Below are 17,573 nucleotides of genomic sequence, written 5' to 3'. Positions count from 1 at the left end.
GATCGTTTCGTCGAGACTGGCTTTGAAGTAATCTTCGTACGCGATTATGTCAATATGGCTGACGTAGTTTCCGAGCTGCCTCCCTCCCGGCCGCCCTCCGTGGCGGAACCGGGATCGGACATCCGTGCCGGCACTCCGGTGCCGCATTTCGAGGTGATAGAACTTCTCTTCTTCGCCTACCGCGCCTTCATCGGCGGTCCCGACCGCATTCTCGCCGATTACGGCTTCGGCCGCGCGCACCACCGCGTGCTGCACTTCGTGAGCCGCAATCCGGGCATGAGCGTCACCGAGTTGCTCGAAGTTCTAAAGATCACCAAGCAGAGCCTCGGTCGCGTGCTGAAGCAGCTCGTCGATACCGGTTTCATCGAGCAGCGCCCCGGGCCGGCCGACCGGCGCCAACGCCTGCTTTACGCCACGGCGGCGGGCCGTAGCCTCGCCGGCGAGCTCGCCGGCTTGCAATCGGACCTGATCTCCAAGGCTCTCCAGGGTCTTCCTCCGAGCGCGGAGCACGACACCCGCCGCTTCCTCGCCGCGCTCGCCGCCATGGAAGACCGCGGAGCCCCGCCCACCCGCAACGACGACGAAGACGGCGGAGACGACGCCTCATGACCGGTTCCGCAAACTTGCCCGCCGACCTGCCCGTGCTGCCCGACGACGCGCCCCACCTCCTGGTGGTCGACGACGACAGCCGCATCCGCGGCCTGATCCGGCGCTATCTCGCCGACAACGGCTACCGGGTGACGGTGGCGGAGGATTCGGCGGAAGCGCGCCGCAAGATCGAGAGCCTGAGCTTCGACGCCCTCGTGGTCGACGTGATGATGCCCGGCGAGAGCGGCCTCTCGCTCACGGCGGCCCTGAAGGCGCGGCTCGACGTACCGGTCCTCATGCTGACGGCCCGCGCCGACCCGTCGCATCGCATCGAGGGGCTCGAAACCGGGGCGGACGATTATCTCACGAAACCGTTCGAGCCGCGCGAGCTCCTCCTGCGCCTCGCCAACCTCTTGCGCCGGCGCCGCAGCGCCGCGCCGATGACGTCCGGCACCGTCGCGTTCGGCCCGTTCCAATTCGATCTCGACCGCCAGGAGCTGAGCCGCGACGGCGCGCCGGTGCGGCTCACCGATCGGGAGCGCTGGCTGCTCAAGACCTTCGCCGAAAAGCCAGGGGAGACGGTCGCCCGCCATCTCCTCGCCGGGCGGGACGAGGCGCTGAGCGAGCGGACGGTGGACGTCCAGATCAACCGGCTCCGCCGCAAGATCGAGATCGATCCGGCGAACCCCGTTCATCTCCAGACCGTGCGCGGCATCGGCTATCGCCTGATGGCGACCTGAGCGCCGGACGCCGTCCGAATCGTTTCGGCCTCGTTGCGCACAAACGCAAACGGGCGGCCCGACGGCCGCCCGCTGCAGTGTCTCGATCTTTGGAAGGCGCTCGGAACGCGAGCGCCTTCGCCGGATCAGAAGTTGCGCTGAACGCGAACCAGACCGATGAGCTGGTTGTCGCTCTTCACGATACCGGTCAGGTCGTTGTTGTCGGCGCTGGAATTGATGTATTCGAGCGCCGCGCCGAGCTCGAGGCCGGCAACCGGGGTGTAACCGACGGTGCCCGTCAGGTTCCAGTTGTTGACCTGGCTGTTGCTCGAGCCCGGGAGGTCGACCTTCGAACCGAAGTACGAACCGTCGATCGCCGCATAGACCTGCGGGGTGAAGAAGTGCTGCAGGCCGGCCGCGACGGACCAGGACTGCGTCAGCTTGAGCTGGCCGGTGGCCGGGTCGATGAAGCCGTCCGGAACGCCACCGGTGACGTAGCTGGTCGGGTCGCCGTTGGTGTAGCTGACCCACTGGATGGTCGCCTGCGGAGCGGTATACTTGACCGCGCCCTGAGCGTACGCACCCTGCAAGCTGAAGTTGTCGCCGGCCGCCAGGAACGGCATGTTGACGGTCACGCCAGCGCCGACGGCGAAGCCGTACTTGCTGCTCGTGGTCGACGGATCGACGACGCCCGTGGCGGTGCCGGCGCCGTTCTCTTCAAGCGCGGTGCTGGTCCAGACCTGATGGCCAGCGGCCATGACCTGCGCCGAGCCCCACGCCTGATCGACGCGGAAGTTCGCGACGACGTCCGGAATGCGCGAGCCGCCGTAGCCGTTGGTCATCGCCTGGGCGTTGGTCAGGTCGAGCACGCCCGTCGACGGATCATAGCTCGCGCCCGTGACGTAACCGATGCTGGTGCGGCGGGCCGTCGTGTCTTCCACCGACGCCGTGGCCGAGAGGCCGTTGCCGAAGGCGAAGGTGTAGGCGGCCAGGTTGGCGGTCGTGTCGGAGTGGGCCGGCTCGAAGATCGAGTTGTAGCCGACGCCGGTGTAGAAGTCGAAGAACGACTGGGCGCGACCGAAGGTCAGGCCGCCGAACTGGATGTAGGCCTTATCGAGGTCCGACGAGAACGAGTTGTCGTCGTTGTACCAGTTCATCTCCGTGTAGGTCCGCAGCAGACCGAATTCGGTGTTGGTGCGGGTGTCGAAGCGGATGTTGGCGCGGGTACGGAAGCGATAGGTGTTGGAGTCGCGGTCGCTCCAGTTGCCGCTCGCCGACGAACCGCCCCAGCCGCTGCCGGTCAGCGAACCGGCGGAGCCGTTGGTGATGCCGACATCGTACTCGGCCTGAACGTAGCCCGAGATCTTCATGCAGGTCTCGGTGCCCGGAATATAGAAGAAGCCGGTGCCGAACGCGTCGCAGACGCGGACATAATCGACCGGCTCCGGCGCCGCGGGAGCGGCGGGCAGATCGGCCGCGTAGGCGCCGGTCGCGGCAACCATGCCGGCCATGCCCAGGAGGACGCCCTTGATCTTCATCTGTGATTCTCCACAATTTTCAGCTTCGGCGCCGATAATTACTGACACGTGCGGCACCTAAGCTGACGCTTATTGCGGTGTTCGCCAGGGAGTCACGTGTCGGCGCATTCAAGTTCTTCACCCTTGAAAACCTCGCCTTGCGGTCTTCCGGGGCAACTCAGGTCCATGGCTTCCCAACGGACTGGAGTGAGATCGAAGATATTTGGAGCCGCCTGCCAGTCAACGAAGAAGGCAGGAACGACGACGGCGTCTCGGCCTATACTTCTGCCATGTGACCGCCAAACCACGTTTGTTTCCGAATTTATACGGATTATTTCTTAGTATTTTCTAGATTGGGGCGATCTGGTGGCGGAGATACTGGGGGCGCGCATGCAGCTATCTCAAGCTGCGCTCGGATCCGTCCACTCGCCAAAGCAAAGGTCGAATCGATAGACCCGCCCAGGCCCGACCAAAGCTGCGATGTCGAAGTCGCGCGAGCGCATTGCGCCGCGATCTGCGCCTCGCATCGTATAATATGAAAGGTTTCGATAACGCAACAACCTCGCTTGCCGAACGCAAGCGAGGTTCTGAAAAGCCATTCCGTCCGGGCCTCGCGGCGTCAGCCGATCCGCTCGAAGGCCCGGACCGACGCGCTCGGGAGCGCCGACGGGGCGATGTGGCGGATGAGCTGGATCACCGGATCGAAGCCCGTCGCGAACCGGCCGCGCGCGGCGATCTCGAGCAGGCGGTCGAGATCCTCCGGCTCGATCACCGGACCGTTTTCGTCCGCGTCGAGGCGCCGATATTGGCCGAGCATCTCGCTGACGAGGTCGATGAAGGAGCGCCCCAGGGCCGTGCCGTTGAAGGCGCGAAGCACCTTCAGGAGCGCGATCTCGTCGTCGGAGATCGCGCACCGGGGCAGAAAGCCGGGCCGCTTCTCCATCTCCTCGGCGAGGATCGTCTCGACCTCGCGGAACGATCGACCGGGCGTGCGGGCCTCGCCGAAGAACAATTCCGCGAGAGGCACGCCCGACACGTCCGAAATCGTGTTCATCGTGTCGGCGGTCGGGGTGCGACGGCCGATCTCGTAGTTCGCAAGCGTCGCGCGGTCGACACCGATGAGCTCGGCGAATTCCTGCTGCGTTCGGTTGCCACGGATGGCGCGGATGCGCTTGCCGATGGCAACCGAGGTCTCGTGATCGAGGCTCTTGCGACCGCTCATGATCTCTCGTCCAGACGTGTGACCCGGCCCGCGCCCTGCGAGCGGGCGGACTTGCGTTCTTCTGTCTCATTCGCGCCCGCAGACGACTGCGTCTGCGTCGGCCTCCCCTGCCGAACCGCAGCGAAACTCCCTGGCTCGATCTCACCAACGTGCATCCGCAACCAAAAATAGTTGCGTCTATCGGGGTGCGGGAACCGCAGCGAAGATCCTGTCGATTCGGGTCTACATCTTCACCTGTCGACTGAAATTCAGGCTGTCATAAGATCGTTATCGAAGACAGGCATCGTCTGGGGAAATTTTCGGTCCGATTTCGAGTCTACTTTTCATCTTGTTTCACAATATTTCACTTTTATCTCTATATTGCTGGACATTGCGAAAGCGTGTCCTCGCGACATAATTTGTCAGCTTCGCCGCGTGACGCGTCACGCCGGCGCGCAGTCACGGAAAGGATGCACTTTCCGGCGACGTTGGTGCATGTACCGGCGTAAACTGACGGGAATGACGCCGGCCGGGAGGCCACGGCGGCGCCAGGCCGCCAACGGAGAGTGCACGCGCTTGACCGAGCAGACCGAGATCGCCGACCGGATCGGCGCCTCAGCGCCATCGGACCGCACCGCGGAGCCGGCACCGCGCCGGTCCCGTCTCGGCGTCCTGGTGGAGATCGGCCGCCGCGCCGGCCAGATCGCCAAGCTGCCCGCGAGCCTGCTCTACGCCTCGCTGCCGAAGCGCCTGTTTCCGCGCTCGCTGCTCATCATGGTGCTGCCCGTCATCCTGCTCCAGTCGGTGGTCGCCTACGTCTTCATGCAGCGCCATTGGGAACTCGTGACGCGCCATCTTTCCGAGGCGACGGTGCGCGACATCACCGCGCTCATCTACGTCCTCGAGGATTATCCGCAGGATAAGAATTACGAGCACTTCACCGTGCTCGCACGCGACAAGCTCGATCTCAACGCCCAGGTCCTGCCGGCAGGCCCGCTGCCGCCGCCGGCCCCGAAGCCCTTCTTCGCCCTGCTCGACCGCACGCTCTCGACGCTGATCTCGACGGAAGTCGGGCGCCCCTTCTGGATCGATACGGTCGGGCGCTCGGATTATGTCGAGATCCGCATCGATCTCGGCACCAAGATCCTCCGCGTCTTCGCCCGCCGCAGCCAGACCTACGCGTCGAACGCCCACATCTTCCTGGTCTGGATGGTCGGCACGTCGCTCGTGCTGATCGCCATCGCAATCCTGTTCCTGCGCAACCAGATCCGCCCGATCCAGCAGCTCGCGAGCGCGGCCGAGAGCTTCGGCCGCGGCCGGCCGGTCGACAATTTCCGCCCGCGCGGCGCGCTCGAGGTGCGTCAGGCGGCGCTCGCCTTCCTCGAGATGCGCCGCCGCATCGAGCGGCAGATGGAGCAGCGCACGACGATGCTCGCCGGCGTGTCCCACGACCTGCGCACCATCCTGACCCGGTTCCGGCTGGAACTCGCCTTCCTCGGCGAGGGCGAGGAGGTTGCCGCGCTCAAGTCCGACGTCGACGAGATGAACGCGATGCTCGAGGCCTATCTCGCCTTCGCCCGCGGCGACGGCGATGAGCAATCGGACAAGGTCGACCTCACCGAGATGATCGACGACGCGGCCGAGGACGCCATCGCCCAAGGCGCCAGCGTGCGCTGGACCTTCGAGGGCGAGCCGACCATCGTCGTGAAGCCGAACGCCTTCCGCCGCCTCGTGACCAACGTCATCCTCAACGCCGCGCGCTACGCCCGCACCATCGAGATCGCCGCGCGCCACACCGACGGCTGGGTGACGGTGATCGTCGACGACGACGGCCCCGGCATTCCGGCGGAGATGCGGGAAGCGGTGTTCCGCCCCTTCTTCCGCCTCGATTCGGCCCGCAACCAGGACCGCAGCGGCACCGGCCTCGGCCTCACCATCGCCCGCGACGTGGCGCGCGGCCACGGCGGCGACGTGGTGCTCGGCGACGCGCCGCTCGGCGGCTTGCGCGTCCGGGTGCGCGTACCCGGCTGAGGCTGCCGTCGCTCAGAACAGCCGGCCGCCCCCAGGCACCGCGAGATCGGGACGGATCAGCACCACGGAGCCGTCTTCGTCCGGCACGCCGAGGGTGAGCACTTCGGAGACGAACTTGCCGATCTGCCGGGGCGGGAAGTTGACGACCGCCAGCACCTGGCGCCCGATCAGGTCCTCCGGGCGGTAATGCACCGTGATCTGCGCCGACGATTTCTTGATGCCGATCGTGCCGCCGAAATCGATTCTGAGCTTGATCGCGGGCTTGCGCGCCTCCGGATAGGGCTCTGCCTCGACCACCGTGCCGACGCGGATATCGACCTTAAGGAACTCGTCGTAGGTGATCGGGCCGGCGGCGTCTTCGGTCATGGAAAGCCTCGCGGAAGGAGAAAAGCCGGATGCACACGTTCCCCGGCATAGGAGAGCGCTGCGGCCGAGATCAAGCCCGGCGATGCCGCGACCACGATCGCAGAGAGCGACGACATGACCGACCCGCTCGGAGATGAAGGCTCGGAGGTGGCTGCGGCGGCGGATCGCTTCGTCGTTCTCACCGGCGCCTCCGGCGGGGGGAAGTCCACGCTCCTTGCCGAGCTCGCGCGGCGCGGCTTTCCGACGGTCGCCGAGCCGGGGCGGCGCATCGTCGAGCGAGAACGCGCGGCGGGCGGCAGCGCCCTGCCGTGGATCGATCTCGCCGCCTTCGCGCGGCGTGCGATCGGCATGGCGATCGAAGACCGGCGCGCGGCGGCGGGGAAGCCGGGCTGGATCTTCTTCGATCGCGGGCTGGTGGACGCGGCCGCGGCCTTGCAGCACGCAACCGGCGAGCCCGCCCTCGGCGCGCTTTACCGGCGGCACCGATACCACCGCCGCGTCTTCGTCGCGCCGCCCTGGCCCGAGATCTACGGCACCGACGCCGACCGGCGCCACGGCTTCGACGCGGCGGTTGCCGAGTCTGAGCGGCTCGCCGCGTGCTACCCCGCCCTCGGCTACGAGACCGTGCCGCTGCCGAAGAGCAGCGTCGCCGCCCGCGCGGATTTCATTCTGAAGCGGCTCGGCCAGCCGGACTGAGCCGGGTGCCGGCCGCCCCGCCGGCGAGTGCGATCGGCAGAGACGCCGCGTCCGCGGGGCCGATGAGGCGGATCGGAAGATCGGACGCCGCGGCGAAGGCCGGCAGCGCCTCGTCCACCAGGCCCGCCGCGACGGCGTCTGCGGCGGCGATGGTCGCCGCGCCCGCGTCCACGGACTTGAGGAGCAGAACGGCGCGGGCGCCGATCCGGCCGGCGAGCCAGACCGCGAGACTGTCGGAGGTGATGCTCCAGCTCTCGGCGATGTCGGGGGCGCCGATCACCATCGGCTCGGGCATCCACACCGGGACCCGGCCGGCGGCGAGCACGGCAGCGATCTCGTCGGCGCTCGCGGCGAGCGACAGCCGGTCGGGGCTGGCGGCGACGAGGATTTCCGCGACCATCCCCATGGCCCTGACCGCGAGGCGGTGGGCGAGCCCGTCGTCGAAGCCGTCGATCGCCTGGGCGGCGCGCACCGCATCGGCGAACGCGCCGCCGCCGGGCACCAGGACGACCGGATGAGGACTGTCGGCGAGGACGCCGAGCGCGCCGCCGTAACGGCCCGCGCGGACGAGGCTGCCGCCGACCTTGACGACGACGGGCCGCGGCGGACCCATGGCCCCGGATGGCATGCGCTCAGGCCGCCCGGGCGCGGGTCGCCGCGAGATCGGCCGCAAGCGCCGCCACCGCCTCGGCGGCGAGACCCGCCGTGCGGTCGGCGGCGCGGCAGGCGGCCCCCGGAAGCCGATCAGGTCGGGACCGAGCGGCGCCAGCGCCGCGATATCGGCGCGGCGCAGCGAGCCGGCGAGGCCGAGAAAGAGCCCGGCGCGCCGGGCATGAGCGATGGCGACGGCGAGCGCGGGGCGGTCGAGATGGTCGAGCAGGCGGCCGGCTTTCTTGTCCGCGGTGTCGATGACGACCCCGGCGAAACCGGCCGCGGCGAGCGACGCGAACAGCGCCGGATCGTATCCGGCATCGGCGAACAGGACGGCGACGAGGCGGGCGGATGGCGGGGCGGTCGGCGACGGCGCATCACACCACCCCGGCGCTGCGCGCCGACCCTCCCCCTCCAGGGGAGGGTGAGACGCGGCGACCTCAAGGCGTGCGCCGTCCCCTTCTCTCCATGTCGAGGAGAAGGAAGAGGGCGCCGCCAACGCTTCGCCGAGGGCGGCGATCAGAGGCAGGACCGGTCCGGGGAAGAGCCCGATTTTCACATAATCGACGCCCGCGGCGGCGGTGGCGCGGGCGCGGGACACGATGGCGTCGATCGCGTCGGCCGGCAGGTCGCCGGTGGTGGCGCTGACGAGGCGGCGGCCCGCCACGGCCGCGACCGCTTCTGCGAGCACCGCAGGCGCCACGGCGCCGAGCGCCCCCTCGTGCGGCTCCTTGAGGTCGATGACGTCGGCCCCGCCCGCGAGCGCGACGAGCGCCTCGGCGGCATCCCGCGCACTGACGAGCAGTCCCGGCCCGGCCGCGAACGGCCCTTCTCTCTCAACCATGTCTCTCAACCATCGCCGACCGCGCTCGCGCGGCCCGCCCGCACCTTCGCGCTCCGCGGAGGGCGAGGCAAGGGACGGAGGCGACATCACGCCCGGTGCGGGTCCCCTCACCCGGCGACCCGATGCACCTCGAGCACCGTCTCGGGGCCGTAATGGAGAGTGTTGCGCGCGAGATAAGGCGGCACCGGCATGTCGAACTGGACATAGCCTTCGCTCACGTTGCTGCGCAGGAGATCGGTCCGGCTCGCGATGTCGAGGCGCAGGCGCTCGCCCGGCTGAAGGCGCACCGGGCCGATCGTCAGGCTGAAGACGAGATCGACCGGCTCGCCCGGCAGCAGTGGTTCCGGCCGGGTGGTGTCGATGGCGATTTCGCAGGCGGTGGAGCGCGCCCCGTCGATGCGGCGGCGCGCCGGGCTGATCGTACCGAGCGACAGGAGGCGGAAGGTGCCGTCCGCCGCGACGCGGCCGAGCCGGGCCACCACGTGGGAATCGATCTCGTTGCTGCTGAAGCGCAGACGGAGCGTCACGGGACCGGCGAGATCCATCGTCCGCACGACCGGCGCCTCGAAGCTCAGCACCTGCGGCGCCACCTCGTCGAGGCCGCCGACGACGGGAAGCCCGAGGGGAATCGCGATCCAGGTGTTGGACGACCGATTCGACCCGGCGTCCGGCTGAACGGTGTCCCCGTTCGATGCCTCGCCGGGCTCCTCTTCGACGAGGCGATGCCGGGCTTGGTCCACCCCGCCCGAGGCCAGCCGGAAGCGGACGACCTCATGCCCCGGCACAGGGAAATCCGCCGCGCCGACGAAGCGCTCCGCCCCGTCCAGCCAATAGCGGACCGGCGGCTCGTCGGCATAGCCGTTGTCGGTGCCGTGGAGGATGTGGTCGAAGAAGGCCAGCGCCTCAAGCTGCCACGCATAGACCGGCAGCTCGTAGTGGGGCTTGGCGAGGATCATCCATTTCCGGCCCTGCGGCGTGCCGGCATTCTGGAACAGGTCGTAGCAGCCGAACTGGTGCAGGTTGAAATAGCCGAGGTTCTGCGCAACCACGAACGGCACCTCGATGCGGTCGAGCCGCCCGGCCGGCCCGGCGGGAATGATTGAGGTCTCCCGCGTCTTGCCGTCGATCAGCCAGTTGACCCACCAATCGCGCACCGGACGCACCGGCGTCGCGCTCATGAATTTGCGGAACAGCCCGTCCACTTGCTTCATCAAAACGGGCTCCCAAAGCCGCTTCAGCGGCGAGTTCAGGACGTGGCTCAGCGCCGCGCGGACGACTGGCGGGACGCGCAGGCGCACCATCGCCTCGGGAAAGTTGGCGCCCATCCACAGATTGGCGAAGAACAGGCCCGGCGCGCCGCCGAACTGCGTGATCTGGCGGAAATAGTCGGTGCAGATCTCGTTGCAGAAGAAGGCCTTCAAAGCCGGCGGCCGGCGCACCGCGACGAGCGGCTGGGTCATGCCGTAATAAGAAGTGCCGAACAGCACGACGCGACCGTCGCACCAAGGCTGCGCCGCCGCCCAGGCGATGCAGGCTTCGTGGTCGTCGACGTCCGCATCGCTCAGGAACGGCGCCATCTCGCCGCCCGAGCGCCCCATGCCCCGCCGCATGACGACGACTTGGCCATAGCCGCGATCGGTGAAGACCGGCGGGCTGCCGATTTCGTTGCTGCCGGTCGGCACGCCGGCGGTGTGGAGTTCCCGGCTGTAGGCTGCGAACTGCACGATCGCCGGATAGCGGCCGGGCGTCTTCGGCACGTAGACGTCGGCCGAGAGCGTCACGCCGCCCGCGACCGGGATGCGCTCGTCGGCGAGGAGCCGGCAGCCGAGCCCCCGGCGCGCCACCGCCCGCGGCGTCCATCCGGCATATTGCTCGTGGTCGAGGCGCGGCGCCTTGAGCGGAATGAGATTGTCGAGCCAAGCGGGCATCAGGACGGTTCCCCACGGCCCGGCGCGGGCACGCGTTGCTGGAGAAGACGGAAGAGATCGGTGAGGGCGCGGGCGGCGATCGCGCCGGCCTCCTCGGGCCCGAGGGCGAGGCCGAGCACCGCGAGCCCGGTACCGAGGGCGTGGACCATGGTGACGGTCGCCGGGTCGGCCGTGACGCCGAGGGCGGCGAGCGCCTCGCCGACCTCGCCGCGCACGCCGCCGGCGAGCGAGCGATAGAGCGTCCGGAACGCCGGGTCGGCATCGGCGGCGAGCACGAGCGATACGAGAACGCGGGTATTCTCCGGCCGCGACAGCGCGTCGCCGAGCGCGTCGGCGAGCGCCTCCGGCCCGTTCGGCGCAGCGGCGAGCGCCGCCCCGATGCCGGCCCGCTGGCCCGCCGCCGCACGCTCCAGCACGGCGGCGAGGAGATCGGCGCGGGTCGGGAAATAATAGGTCAGGTGGCTCTGGGTGACGCCGGCCGCCTTGGCGACGCGCGGCTGGGTCAGACCCGCGAGCCCGTGTTCCCGCAGGATCGCGATCGCCTCGCCGAGGATCTTGGCGCGGAGGTCTGGAACGGACACGGGCACACCTCGGGCGGAGATCTCGGAAAGCGATCTCGGAGCAGGCGGCGCTGGGGCAACCGCCTGCGCCACGGCCGGCATTGATTGGTATACCAACCAATGCCGCGTGCCCGCGTGCCCGTCAAGGGTCCGCGCGCCAGCCGACGCCCGGGGCCGTCAGGTCTCCGCCGGGCTGCCGTCGTCGGCGATACGATGGGTATCGCGACCGCCGCGCTTGGCGGCATAGAGCGCCGCGTCGGCCTCCGCGAAGACCGCCTCGGCGGTGCCGGCGCTGTGCGCGCCGAGGCGTGCGAGGCCGACCGAGGCACCGACCTGCCAAAGATTGCCGTCGAGTTTCATCGGCTTGCGGATCGCAGCGAGAAGGCGGGCGCACAGCGCGTCGAGCCGGCGCGGATCGCGCGGCACCCGTGTGATGATCGCGAACTCGTCGCCGCCGATCCGGGCGATCATGTCGGCATCCTTGAGGACGCGGCGCAGGATCGCCGAGACCTGGCGCAGGCAGGCGTCGCCAGCGCCGTGGCCGAGCGTGTCGTTGAGCTGCTTGAAGCCGTCGAGGTCGAGGAGGAGGAGCGCAGTCGCCGCGCGGCGGCGATCCCCCGCCGTCAGCGCGCCGGCGAGCGCCGTCTGGAAGGCCCGGCGGTTCGGCAGGCCGGTCAGCGGATCGAATTCGGCGAGGGTGCGGAGCTGTTCGAAGCGCTCGTGCTCGGCGGTGACGTCCTGCTTCAACCCGTAGACACGTGCCCGCCGGCCGGCGACCGTCTCCACGTCGCCGGTCAGCCGCACCCATTTCTGGTTTCCCATGGCGGTGCGGATGCGGATGTCGAGGACGAAGCTCTCGCCGCTTTCGATGGCGCGGCGGCGCTGGCGTTCCATCTCCCGCCGCGAATCCTTGAAATAGAGGGCGAGAACCTGTTCGCGGGTGATGGCGATGCCGCGCGGCAGCTCGAAGATGTCGTAGACGCCGTCGGTCCAGGTCAGGCGGCCGGTGGTGAGGTCGCACTCCCACGCCCCGATCTTGGCGAGGGCCGAAGCCCGGTCGTAGAGGGAGCGAGTTCCCTCGCCCGCGGGCTGCGGCCCGATCACCTCCCCCGACCACGCCGCGAGATCGGTCCCGAGCCGACCGTTCGCGCCAAACGGATCCGTGGCTCCGTCGGCATCCGCGCGCAGCAGCGCGGCGGCGACGGCCCCGCATTCCCCCAAACGCTCGATGTCGTCGCGTCCGAAGATTCGCGGCGTGTCGCAGAACACGGCGAGAATTCCCGCGCCGGGACCGGCGGCATCCGGCAGCGGCACGCCGATCGCCGCGCGCAGACCGCAGCGGGCGGCCTTCTCGGCAAAGCGGACATCGCCGGCGAAATCCTCGACCGCGAGCGGACGGCCGCGCTCGGCGACGGCCACGCAGAACGCAGCCGCGAGCGGCGACGCATCCGCCTCGCCGCCGACATACAGAAGAGCCCGCGCGGTGCGCCGCCACACGGCGGCGCCGGAAGCCCCGAGCGTCCGCCGCGCGAGCAACAGGAGCGGCGCGAAGGGTGAGGCGTCTCCGCGCGGGTCCGCTTTGGTCTCAATCATCCGCATCGATCAGGTCCCATCCCGACCTAGAAACGTTTCGAGCAGCCGAATATGGGACGCCGACGTGGCCCGCCTATGGTTCCGCCTTGCCTCTGTCCGGAATATTTCTGGGCCGATCGATCGCTGCGCCTTGACTGTGGCTTCACCGGCGACCGCGTCGGTGCGGACCATCATTGCCCGCCATCGCAACCCGGCTTCCCTCGTTGACAGCGCGGGCTGGCTGGCCGCACCTGAACCAAACGATCGAGACAATCGGACCCGAAATGCCGCTGCCTGCGACCCGCTCCATCCATCCCGCCGTCCCGCCTTGCGCCGAACGCACCTGGCTCGACGAGGCGGTGGCCCGCATCGAGGCCGATTTCAACCGCTCCTCGGACACCCACCTGATCCGCGTCGAGCTGCCGAAATTTCCGGGTATCACGCTCTATCTGAAGGATGAATCGAGCCATCCGACCGGCAGCCTGAAGCACCGGCTCGCCCGCTCGCTCTTTCTCTATGCCCTGTGCAACGGCTGGATCGGCCCGAAGACGGCGGTGATCGAGACCTCGAGCGGTTCGACCGCGGTGTCGGAGGCCTATTTCGCCCGTCTCCTCGGCCTGCGCTTCATCGCGGTAATGCCGCGCACCACCTCGCCCGAGAAGATCGCCGCGATCGAATTCCAGGGCGGCGAGTGCCACCTCGTCCATGATCCGCGCAGCGTCTACGACGAGGCGCGGCGCCTCGCGGCCGAGACCGGCGGGCATTATATCGACCAGTTCACCTATGCCGAGCGGGCGACCGACTGGCGCGGCAACAACAACATCGCCGAGTCGATCTTCTCCCAGATGGCGCTGGAGCCGGCCCCGATCCCGACCTGGCTCGTCTGCGGCGCCGGCACCGGCGGCACCTCCGCAACCCTCGGCCGCTATGTCCGCTATCGCCGGCATCCGACGCGCCTGTGCGTCGCCGATCCGGAAGGCTCGGTGTTCCACCGCCATTATGCCGACCGCGACACGCGCAACGCCGAACCCGGCGCGGCCGTGATCGAAGGCATCGGACGGCCGCGCGTCGAGCCGTCGTTCAATCCCGACGTGGTCGATCGCATGATGGCGGTGCCCGATGCCGCGAGCGTCGCCGCCATGCAGGCGGTGAGCGCCGTCATCGGCAAGCCGTGCGGCGGCTCGACCGGCACCAACATCTGGGCCTGCGCGGTCCTCATCAGCGAGATGGCGGCGCGCGGCGAGACGGGATCGGTCGTCAGCCTCCTGTGCGATTCCGGCGAGCGCTACCGGTCGAGCCTCTACGATCCCGCCTGGCTCGCCGCCCGCGGCCTCGACGTCGCCCGGTGGCGGGCGGCGATGGACCGCTTCTTTCACGAAGGCGCGCCGATCACATGATCGAGGGCGGCGACGGGCCTCGGTCCGACGTCGGCCTTGCGTTCACCATCGATTAACCACAAGCCCCGCTACACTCCCGCGCGGCTCGGCGCTTCGGGACGGCGCCAGGGCTCGATCGTGTCGTTCGGGAGGGGTCCATGAGAAAGCTCGCCATCGTTCTCGGGATCGCGATCGTCGCCATCGTGGCGGTGCTCTTCGCGCTGCCGATGTTCATTCCCGCCGAGACGGTGCGCAAGGAGCTCGCCGCCCAGCTCTCCCAGGCCGCGGGACGGCCGGTGACGATCGACGGCGACGTCTCGATCAGCGTTCTGCCGACGGTGCGCTTCTCCGCGCGGGGCATCGAGATCCCCGGCATGGGCGGTGGCGAGAACGCCTTCTCGCTCGAAAGCGTGTCGTTCGGCCTCTCCCCGTTCGCCCTCATCGGCGGCAAGGTGGTGCTCGACGGGGTGACCCTCGGTGGGCCGAAGGTGCTCGTCGAGGTCGCCCCCGACGGCTCGACCAACTGGACGCCGCACAGCACCGCCGCCGCGACGCCGGCCGCCGCCCCGGCGGCGAGCCCGGGCGCAACCGCCGGCGCGCCTGCCGCCTCGGGCGATCAGGTCGGCACGCTGATCGGCGAGACCGCCGACGAGCCCCCCGCCCCGGCCGAGAGCCCGCTCGCGATCCTCGACCGCCTGCGGCTCGGTACCATCCGCATCGTCGACGGCACCCTGATCTATCGCGACCGCGCCTCGGGCCGCGAAAGCCGGCTCGACGCCGTCAATCTCGACCTCGACGTGCCCGGCTCGAGCGGGCTTCTCGACGCCCGCGGCAGCTTCGACTGGCAGGGCCTCGCGACGAAGCTCGAGCTCGGCGCCGGCCGGCCGGCCGATCCGGCGAAGATCGCGGCCATTCCGGTCCAGTTGCACCTGACCTCCGACGCCTTCGACATCGCCGCCAAGGGCACGGCGCTGCCGGTGGGTGGCAGCTTCGACGGTACCCTGACGGCGAACGGCTCGTCGCTCGCGGCGATCGCCGACCGGCTCGGCGTCGCCTTGCCGGCCGGCAAGGCCTTCGCCGAGCGCTACAGCGCCGAGGTGACGGCGAAGGTCGCCCCCACCACGATCGACGTGCCGCGCTTCGCGGTGACGGCGACCGGCCTCGACGCCTCGGGCGGGGCGAAGGTCGTGCTCGGCGGTGCCCGTCCGGCGCTCGGGCTGCGGCTTGCCATCGCCAAACTCGACCTCGACGCCCTCCGCGGCCCTGCCGGTGCGCAGCCGGCGAAGAGTGCCGCGACCAACGCAGCGAAAACCGCCCCGGCTGCGTCCGCGCCGGCCGCCGCCGACGCGGGCGGCGCGAAGCTGCCGAAGGCGAAGCCGGGCGCTGCCGCACCGGCCGCTCCCGCGGTCGCCGCGGGAGACGCCATCGATTTCTCCCCGCTCGGCCTCGTCGACGCCAACGTGGCTTTGACCGCGAAATCGATCAGCGCGGGACCCGCCACCATCACCGACCTCGCGACCGACATCACCCTCGCCGACCGCGTCCTCCAGGCGAGCGTCAAGCGCCTCGCCATGGCCGGCGCCTCGGCCTCCGGGGCGATCACCGTCGATGCACGGCAGCCCGCGGCGGCGATGGCCGGCTCCGTCAAGGCGAGCGGTATCGATCTCGCCAAGATGGCGGCGCTCGCCGGGGTCTCGCAGCCGCTCGCCGGCCGCGCCGGACTCGACATCTCCTTCACCACGCGCGGCGCGACGGTCGCGGCGATCGCCGGGGCCCTCGACGGCAAGGGCAGCCTCTCGCTCGCCGACGGCTCGGTCGGCGGGCTCGGCCTCGCCTCGAGCTTCGGCGGCGACAAGAGCGCCGACCAGATCACCGACATCGCGCTCACCGCCCAGTTCGCCTCGCTCGCGAACCCGGTCGCCCTCAATGGCGGGCTGACCTGGCGCGGCGAGCGCTTCACCCTCTCCGGCTCGGTGGCGCCGCGCGCGCTCATCGCCGGCACCGCCGGGGCGGTCGCGATCAAGGCCTCGTCGTCGCGCGTGACCTTCGGCTTCGACGGCAGCGCCAGCCCCAAGGGAATCGGCAGCGGCCGGGTCCAGGTCGCGACGCCGTCCTTGCGCAACCTGCTCGCCTGGATCGGCCGGCCGCTCTCGGGCGGCGGCGGTCTTCAGCAGTTCTCGTTCGACGGGCCGGTGACGCTCGCCGCCGACAGCGTGGCGTTCGACAAGGCCAACATCGTGCTCGACGGCTCGCGCGGCGTCGCGACGGGCAAGGTCGCCTATGGCGGCGCCAAGCCCTCGATCAATGCCGGCCTCGCCCTCTCGGTGCTCGACCTGCGCCCCTATCTGCAATCGGCCGGCGTCGCCCCGGCGAAGCCCGGAGCGCCAGCGGCCGTCGGCCAACCGGCCGCAGCACCGGCCCCGGCGCCCGCCGCCGGCGGCTGGAGCACGAGCCCGCTCGGCTTCGACGGCCTCAAGGCGGCCGACGCGGCGCTCAATGTCCGCGCCGACCAGATCTTGCTCGACAGCCTCAAGATCGGCCAGACCACGCTGGCCGCGACGCTGAAGGACGGCGTGCTCAAGGCGAACCTGTCGCCGATGACGCTCTATGGCGGCAGTGGCACCGGCGCGCTCACCATCAACGGCGCCGCCGCGGTGCCGACCGTCGACGCCTCGTTCGCGCTGAAGAACCTTGCGGCGCGGGCGTTCCTGACCGACGCCATCGGCTTCACCCGGATCGAAGGCACCGCCGCGCTCGATTTCGCGGTCTCGACGAGCGGCAAGAGCGAGCTCGACCTCGTCTCGCGGCTCGGCGGCAAGGGCTCGATCGGCTTCACCAACGGCGCGATCCTCGGCATCGATATTCCGCAGATCGTCACCGCGCTTAACAACGGCATCCTGGAAGGCTGGCAGGCGGGGACGGGCAAGACCGCGTTCTCGGCGCTGACCGGCACGTTCACCATCGCAAACGGCATCCTGACCAACAGCGACCTCGCGATGGCGGGTCCGCTGTTCCGCCTGACCGGCGCCGGCCGGGTCGACCTGCCGCGGCGGACGCTGTCCTACCGCGTCGATCCGAAGGTCGTCGCCTCGCTCGAGACCCAGGACGCCCAGGGCGCGAACTTGGCCGGCTTCAACGTGCCGGTGATCATCGAAGGGCCATGGGCGAAGCCGCGGATCTATCCGGACATCAAGGGCATCCTGCAGGACCCGGCCGGCGCCCTGAAGCAGCTCAAGGCCCTCGGCGGCGGCCTCTCGAAGCTCGGCAAGCCCGGCGCAGCCGCGCAAGGCGGCGCCGCGGCGGCTCCCGGCAACGCCCCGCTCGTCGATCAGAACGGCAAGATCAACAAGCAGCGCGCCGTGGAAGAGGCAATCAAGCTGCTCGGCGGCAAGACCCAGCCCACGCAACCCGCGCAGCCTCAGGCCACCCAGCCCCAGGCACAGCAGCCTCAACAGGCCGCGCCGAGCACGGCGGATCAGGCGACGCAGCTCCTCAACCAGCTTCTGCGCAACTGACGCGTGATG

At 69.7% G+C, this 17,573-nt stretch carries 13 protein-coding genes; 6 read left to right on the top strand and 7 right to left on the bottom strand.

What is annotated here, in order from left to right; all coding sequences use genetic code 11:
• The first annotated feature begins 54 nt into the window (after positions 1–54).
• Positions 55–609 carry a MarR family winged helix-turn-helix transcriptional regulator gene (locus tag F0357_RS11450; protein WP_153481373.1) on the top strand — a complete coding sequence of 185 codons (555 nt, stop codon included), beginning with the start codon at positions 55–57 and terminating at the stop codon, positions 607–609.
• Positions 606–1,328, top strand: coding sequence for a response regulator (locus F0357_RS11445; protein ID WP_153481369.1), 723 nt, complete (start codon positions 606–608; stop codon positions 1,326–1,328). Before F0357_RS11450 ends, F0357_RS11445 begins: the two co-directional genes overlap by 4 nt.
• 125 nt (positions 1,329–1,453) lie before the next feature.
• Here the strand turns inward: F0357_RS11445 and F0357_RS11440 are convergent, their stop codons facing one another.
• Together F0357_RS11440 and F0357_RS11435 are read right to left on the bottom strand one after the other, a co-directional pair.
• Complete coding sequence (locus F0357_RS11440; protein ID WP_153481366.1) at positions 1,454–2,845, bottom strand: porin; 1,392 nt, start codon at positions 2,843–2,845, stop codon at positions 1,454–1,456.
• A gap of 598 nt (positions 2,846–3,443) precedes the next feature.
• On the bottom strand, positions 3,444–4,046 hold the full coding sequence (locus F0357_RS11435) for a helix-turn-helix domain-containing protein (RefSeq protein ID WP_153481362.1): 603 nt from the start codon (positions 4,044–4,046) through the stop codon (positions 3,444–3,446).
• A 660-nt stretch (positions 4,047–4,706) separates the two neighbouring features.
• On the opposite strand from F0357_RS11435, the gene F0357_RS11430 reads away from it, so the two are divergent.
• The gene (locus F0357_RS11430) at positions 4,707–6,056 is read left to right on the top strand and encodes an ATP-binding protein (protein ID WP_312861704.1); all 1,350 of its coding nucleotides are present in this window, start codon (positions 4,707–4,709) and stop codon (positions 6,054–6,056) included.
• A 12-nt stretch (positions 6,057–6,068) separates the two neighbouring features.
• Here the strand turns inward: F0357_RS11430 and F0357_RS11425 are convergent, their stop codons facing one another.
• Entirely contained in the window at positions 6,069–6,422 is a 354-nt protein-coding gene (locus F0357_RS11425; RefSeq protein ID WP_153481358.1) for a tRNA-binding protein, read from the bottom strand.
• Positions 6,423–6,536: 114 nt separating this feature from the next.
• On the opposite strand from F0357_RS11425, the gene F0357_RS11420 reads away from it, so the two are divergent.
• Entirely contained in the window at positions 6,537–7,118 is a 582-nt protein-coding gene (locus F0357_RS11420) for an AAA family ATPase (protein WP_153481355.1), read from the top strand.
• On the opposite strand, the gene F0357_RS11415 is transcribed toward F0357_RS11420, so the two are convergent.
• From F0357_RS11415 to F0357_RS11400, 4 genes are all read right to left on the bottom strand, one after another.
• A complete protein-coding gene (locus F0357_RS11415; RefSeq protein ID WP_153481352.1) occupies positions 7,087–8,613 on the bottom strand; it encodes a (5-formylfuran-3-yl)methyl phosphate synthase in 1,527 nt (508 codons plus the stop codon). The genes F0357_RS11420 and F0357_RS11415 overlap by 32 nt on opposite strands.
• A gap of 107 nt (positions 8,614–8,720) precedes the next feature.
• Entirely contained in the window at positions 8,721–10,541 is a 1,821-nt protein-coding gene (locus F0357_RS11410; protein ID WP_153481348.1) for a CocE/NonD family hydrolase, read from the bottom strand.
• On the bottom strand, positions 10,541–11,122 hold the full coding sequence (locus F0357_RS11405; protein ID WP_208948296.1) for a TetR/AcrR family transcriptional regulator: 582 nt from the start codon (positions 11,120–11,122) through the stop codon (positions 10,541–10,543). Before F0357_RS11405 ends, F0357_RS11410 begins: the two co-directional genes overlap by 1 nt.
• A gap of 156 nt (positions 11,123–11,278) precedes the next feature.
• The gene (locus tag F0357_RS11400; protein WP_208948295.1) at positions 11,279–12,694 is read right to left on the bottom strand and encodes a diguanylate cyclase domain-containing protein; all 1,416 of its coding nucleotides are present in this window, start codon (positions 12,692–12,694) and stop codon (positions 11,279–11,281) included.
• A gap of 263 nt (positions 12,695–12,957) precedes the next feature.
• On the opposite strand from F0357_RS11400, the gene F0357_RS11395 reads away from it, so the two are divergent.
• On the top strand, positions 12,958–14,070 hold the full coding sequence (locus F0357_RS11395; RefSeq protein WP_153481333.1) for a PLP-dependent cysteine synthase family protein: 1,113 nt from the start codon (positions 12,958–12,960) through the stop codon (positions 14,068–14,070).
• A gap of 137 nt (positions 14,071–14,207) precedes the next feature.
• Positions 14,208–17,564 (top strand): AsmA family protein, encoded by a 3,357-nt coding sequence (locus tag F0357_RS11390; protein ID WP_153481330.1) that lies wholly within the window; start codon positions 14,208–14,210, stop codon positions 17,562–17,564.
• Positions 17,565–17,573: the final 9 nt, after the last annotated feature.

The sequence above is a fragment of the Segnochrobactrum spirostomi genome (genome assembly GCF_009600605.1).
In the GTDB taxonomy this organism is placed as follows: Bacteria; Pseudomonadota; Alphaproteobacteria; order Rhizobiales; family Segnochrobactraceae; genus Segnochrobactrum; species Segnochrobactrum spirostomi.
The sequence above is the reverse complement of the archived record's forward strand: the minus strand, read 5'-3'. Positions and strand labels throughout refer to the sequence as shown.

What these genes read in the sequence shown, in the direction of transcription:
- F0357_RS11450 (WP_153481373.1), top strand. Translation starts at nt 55, where the DNA reads ATGGCTGACGTAGTTTCCGAGCTGCCTCCCTCCCGGCCGCCCTCCGTG.
- F0357_RS11445 (WP_153481369.1), top strand. Translation starts at nt 606, where the DNA reads ATGACCGGTTCCGCAAACTTGCCCGCCGACCTGCCCGTGCTGCCCGAC.
- F0357_RS11440 (WP_153481366.1), bottom strand. Translation starts at nt 2,845, where the DNA reads ATGAAGATCAAGGGCGTCCTCCTGGGCATGGCCGGCATGGTTGCCGCG.
- F0357_RS11435 (WP_153481362.1), bottom strand. Translation starts at nt 4,046, where the DNA reads ATGAGCGGTCGCAAGAGCCTCGATCACGAGACCTCGGTTGCCATCGGC.
- F0357_RS11425 (WP_153481358.1), bottom strand. Translation starts at nt 6,422, where the DNA reads ATGACCGAAGACGCCGCCGGCCCGATCACCTACGACGAGTTCCTTAAG.
- F0357_RS11420 (WP_153481355.1), top strand. Translation starts at nt 6,537, where the DNA reads ATGACCGACCCGCTCGGAGATGAAGGCTCGGAGGTGGCTGCGGCGGCG.
- F0357_RS11415 (WP_153481352.1), bottom strand. Translation starts at nt 8,613, where the DNA reads ATGGTTGAGAGAGAAGGGCCGTTCGCGGCCGGGCCGGGACTGCTCGTC.
- F0357_RS11410 (WP_153481348.1), bottom strand. Translation starts at nt 10,541, where the DNA reads ATGCCCGCTTGGCTCGACAATCTCATTCCGCTCAAGGCGCCGCGCCTC.
- F0357_RS11400 (WP_208948295.1), bottom strand. Translation starts at nt 12,694, where the DNA reads ATGATTGAGACCAAAGCGGACCCGCGCGGAGACGCCTCACCCTTCGCG.
- F0357_RS11395 (WP_153481333.1), top strand. Translation starts at nt 12,958, where the DNA reads ATGCCGCTGCCTGCGACCCGCTCCATCCATCCCGCCGTCCCGCCTTGC.
- F0357_RS11390 (WP_153481330.1), top strand. Translation starts at nt 14,208, where the DNA reads ATGAGAAAGCTCGCCATCGTTCTCGGGATCGCGATCGTCGCCATCGTG.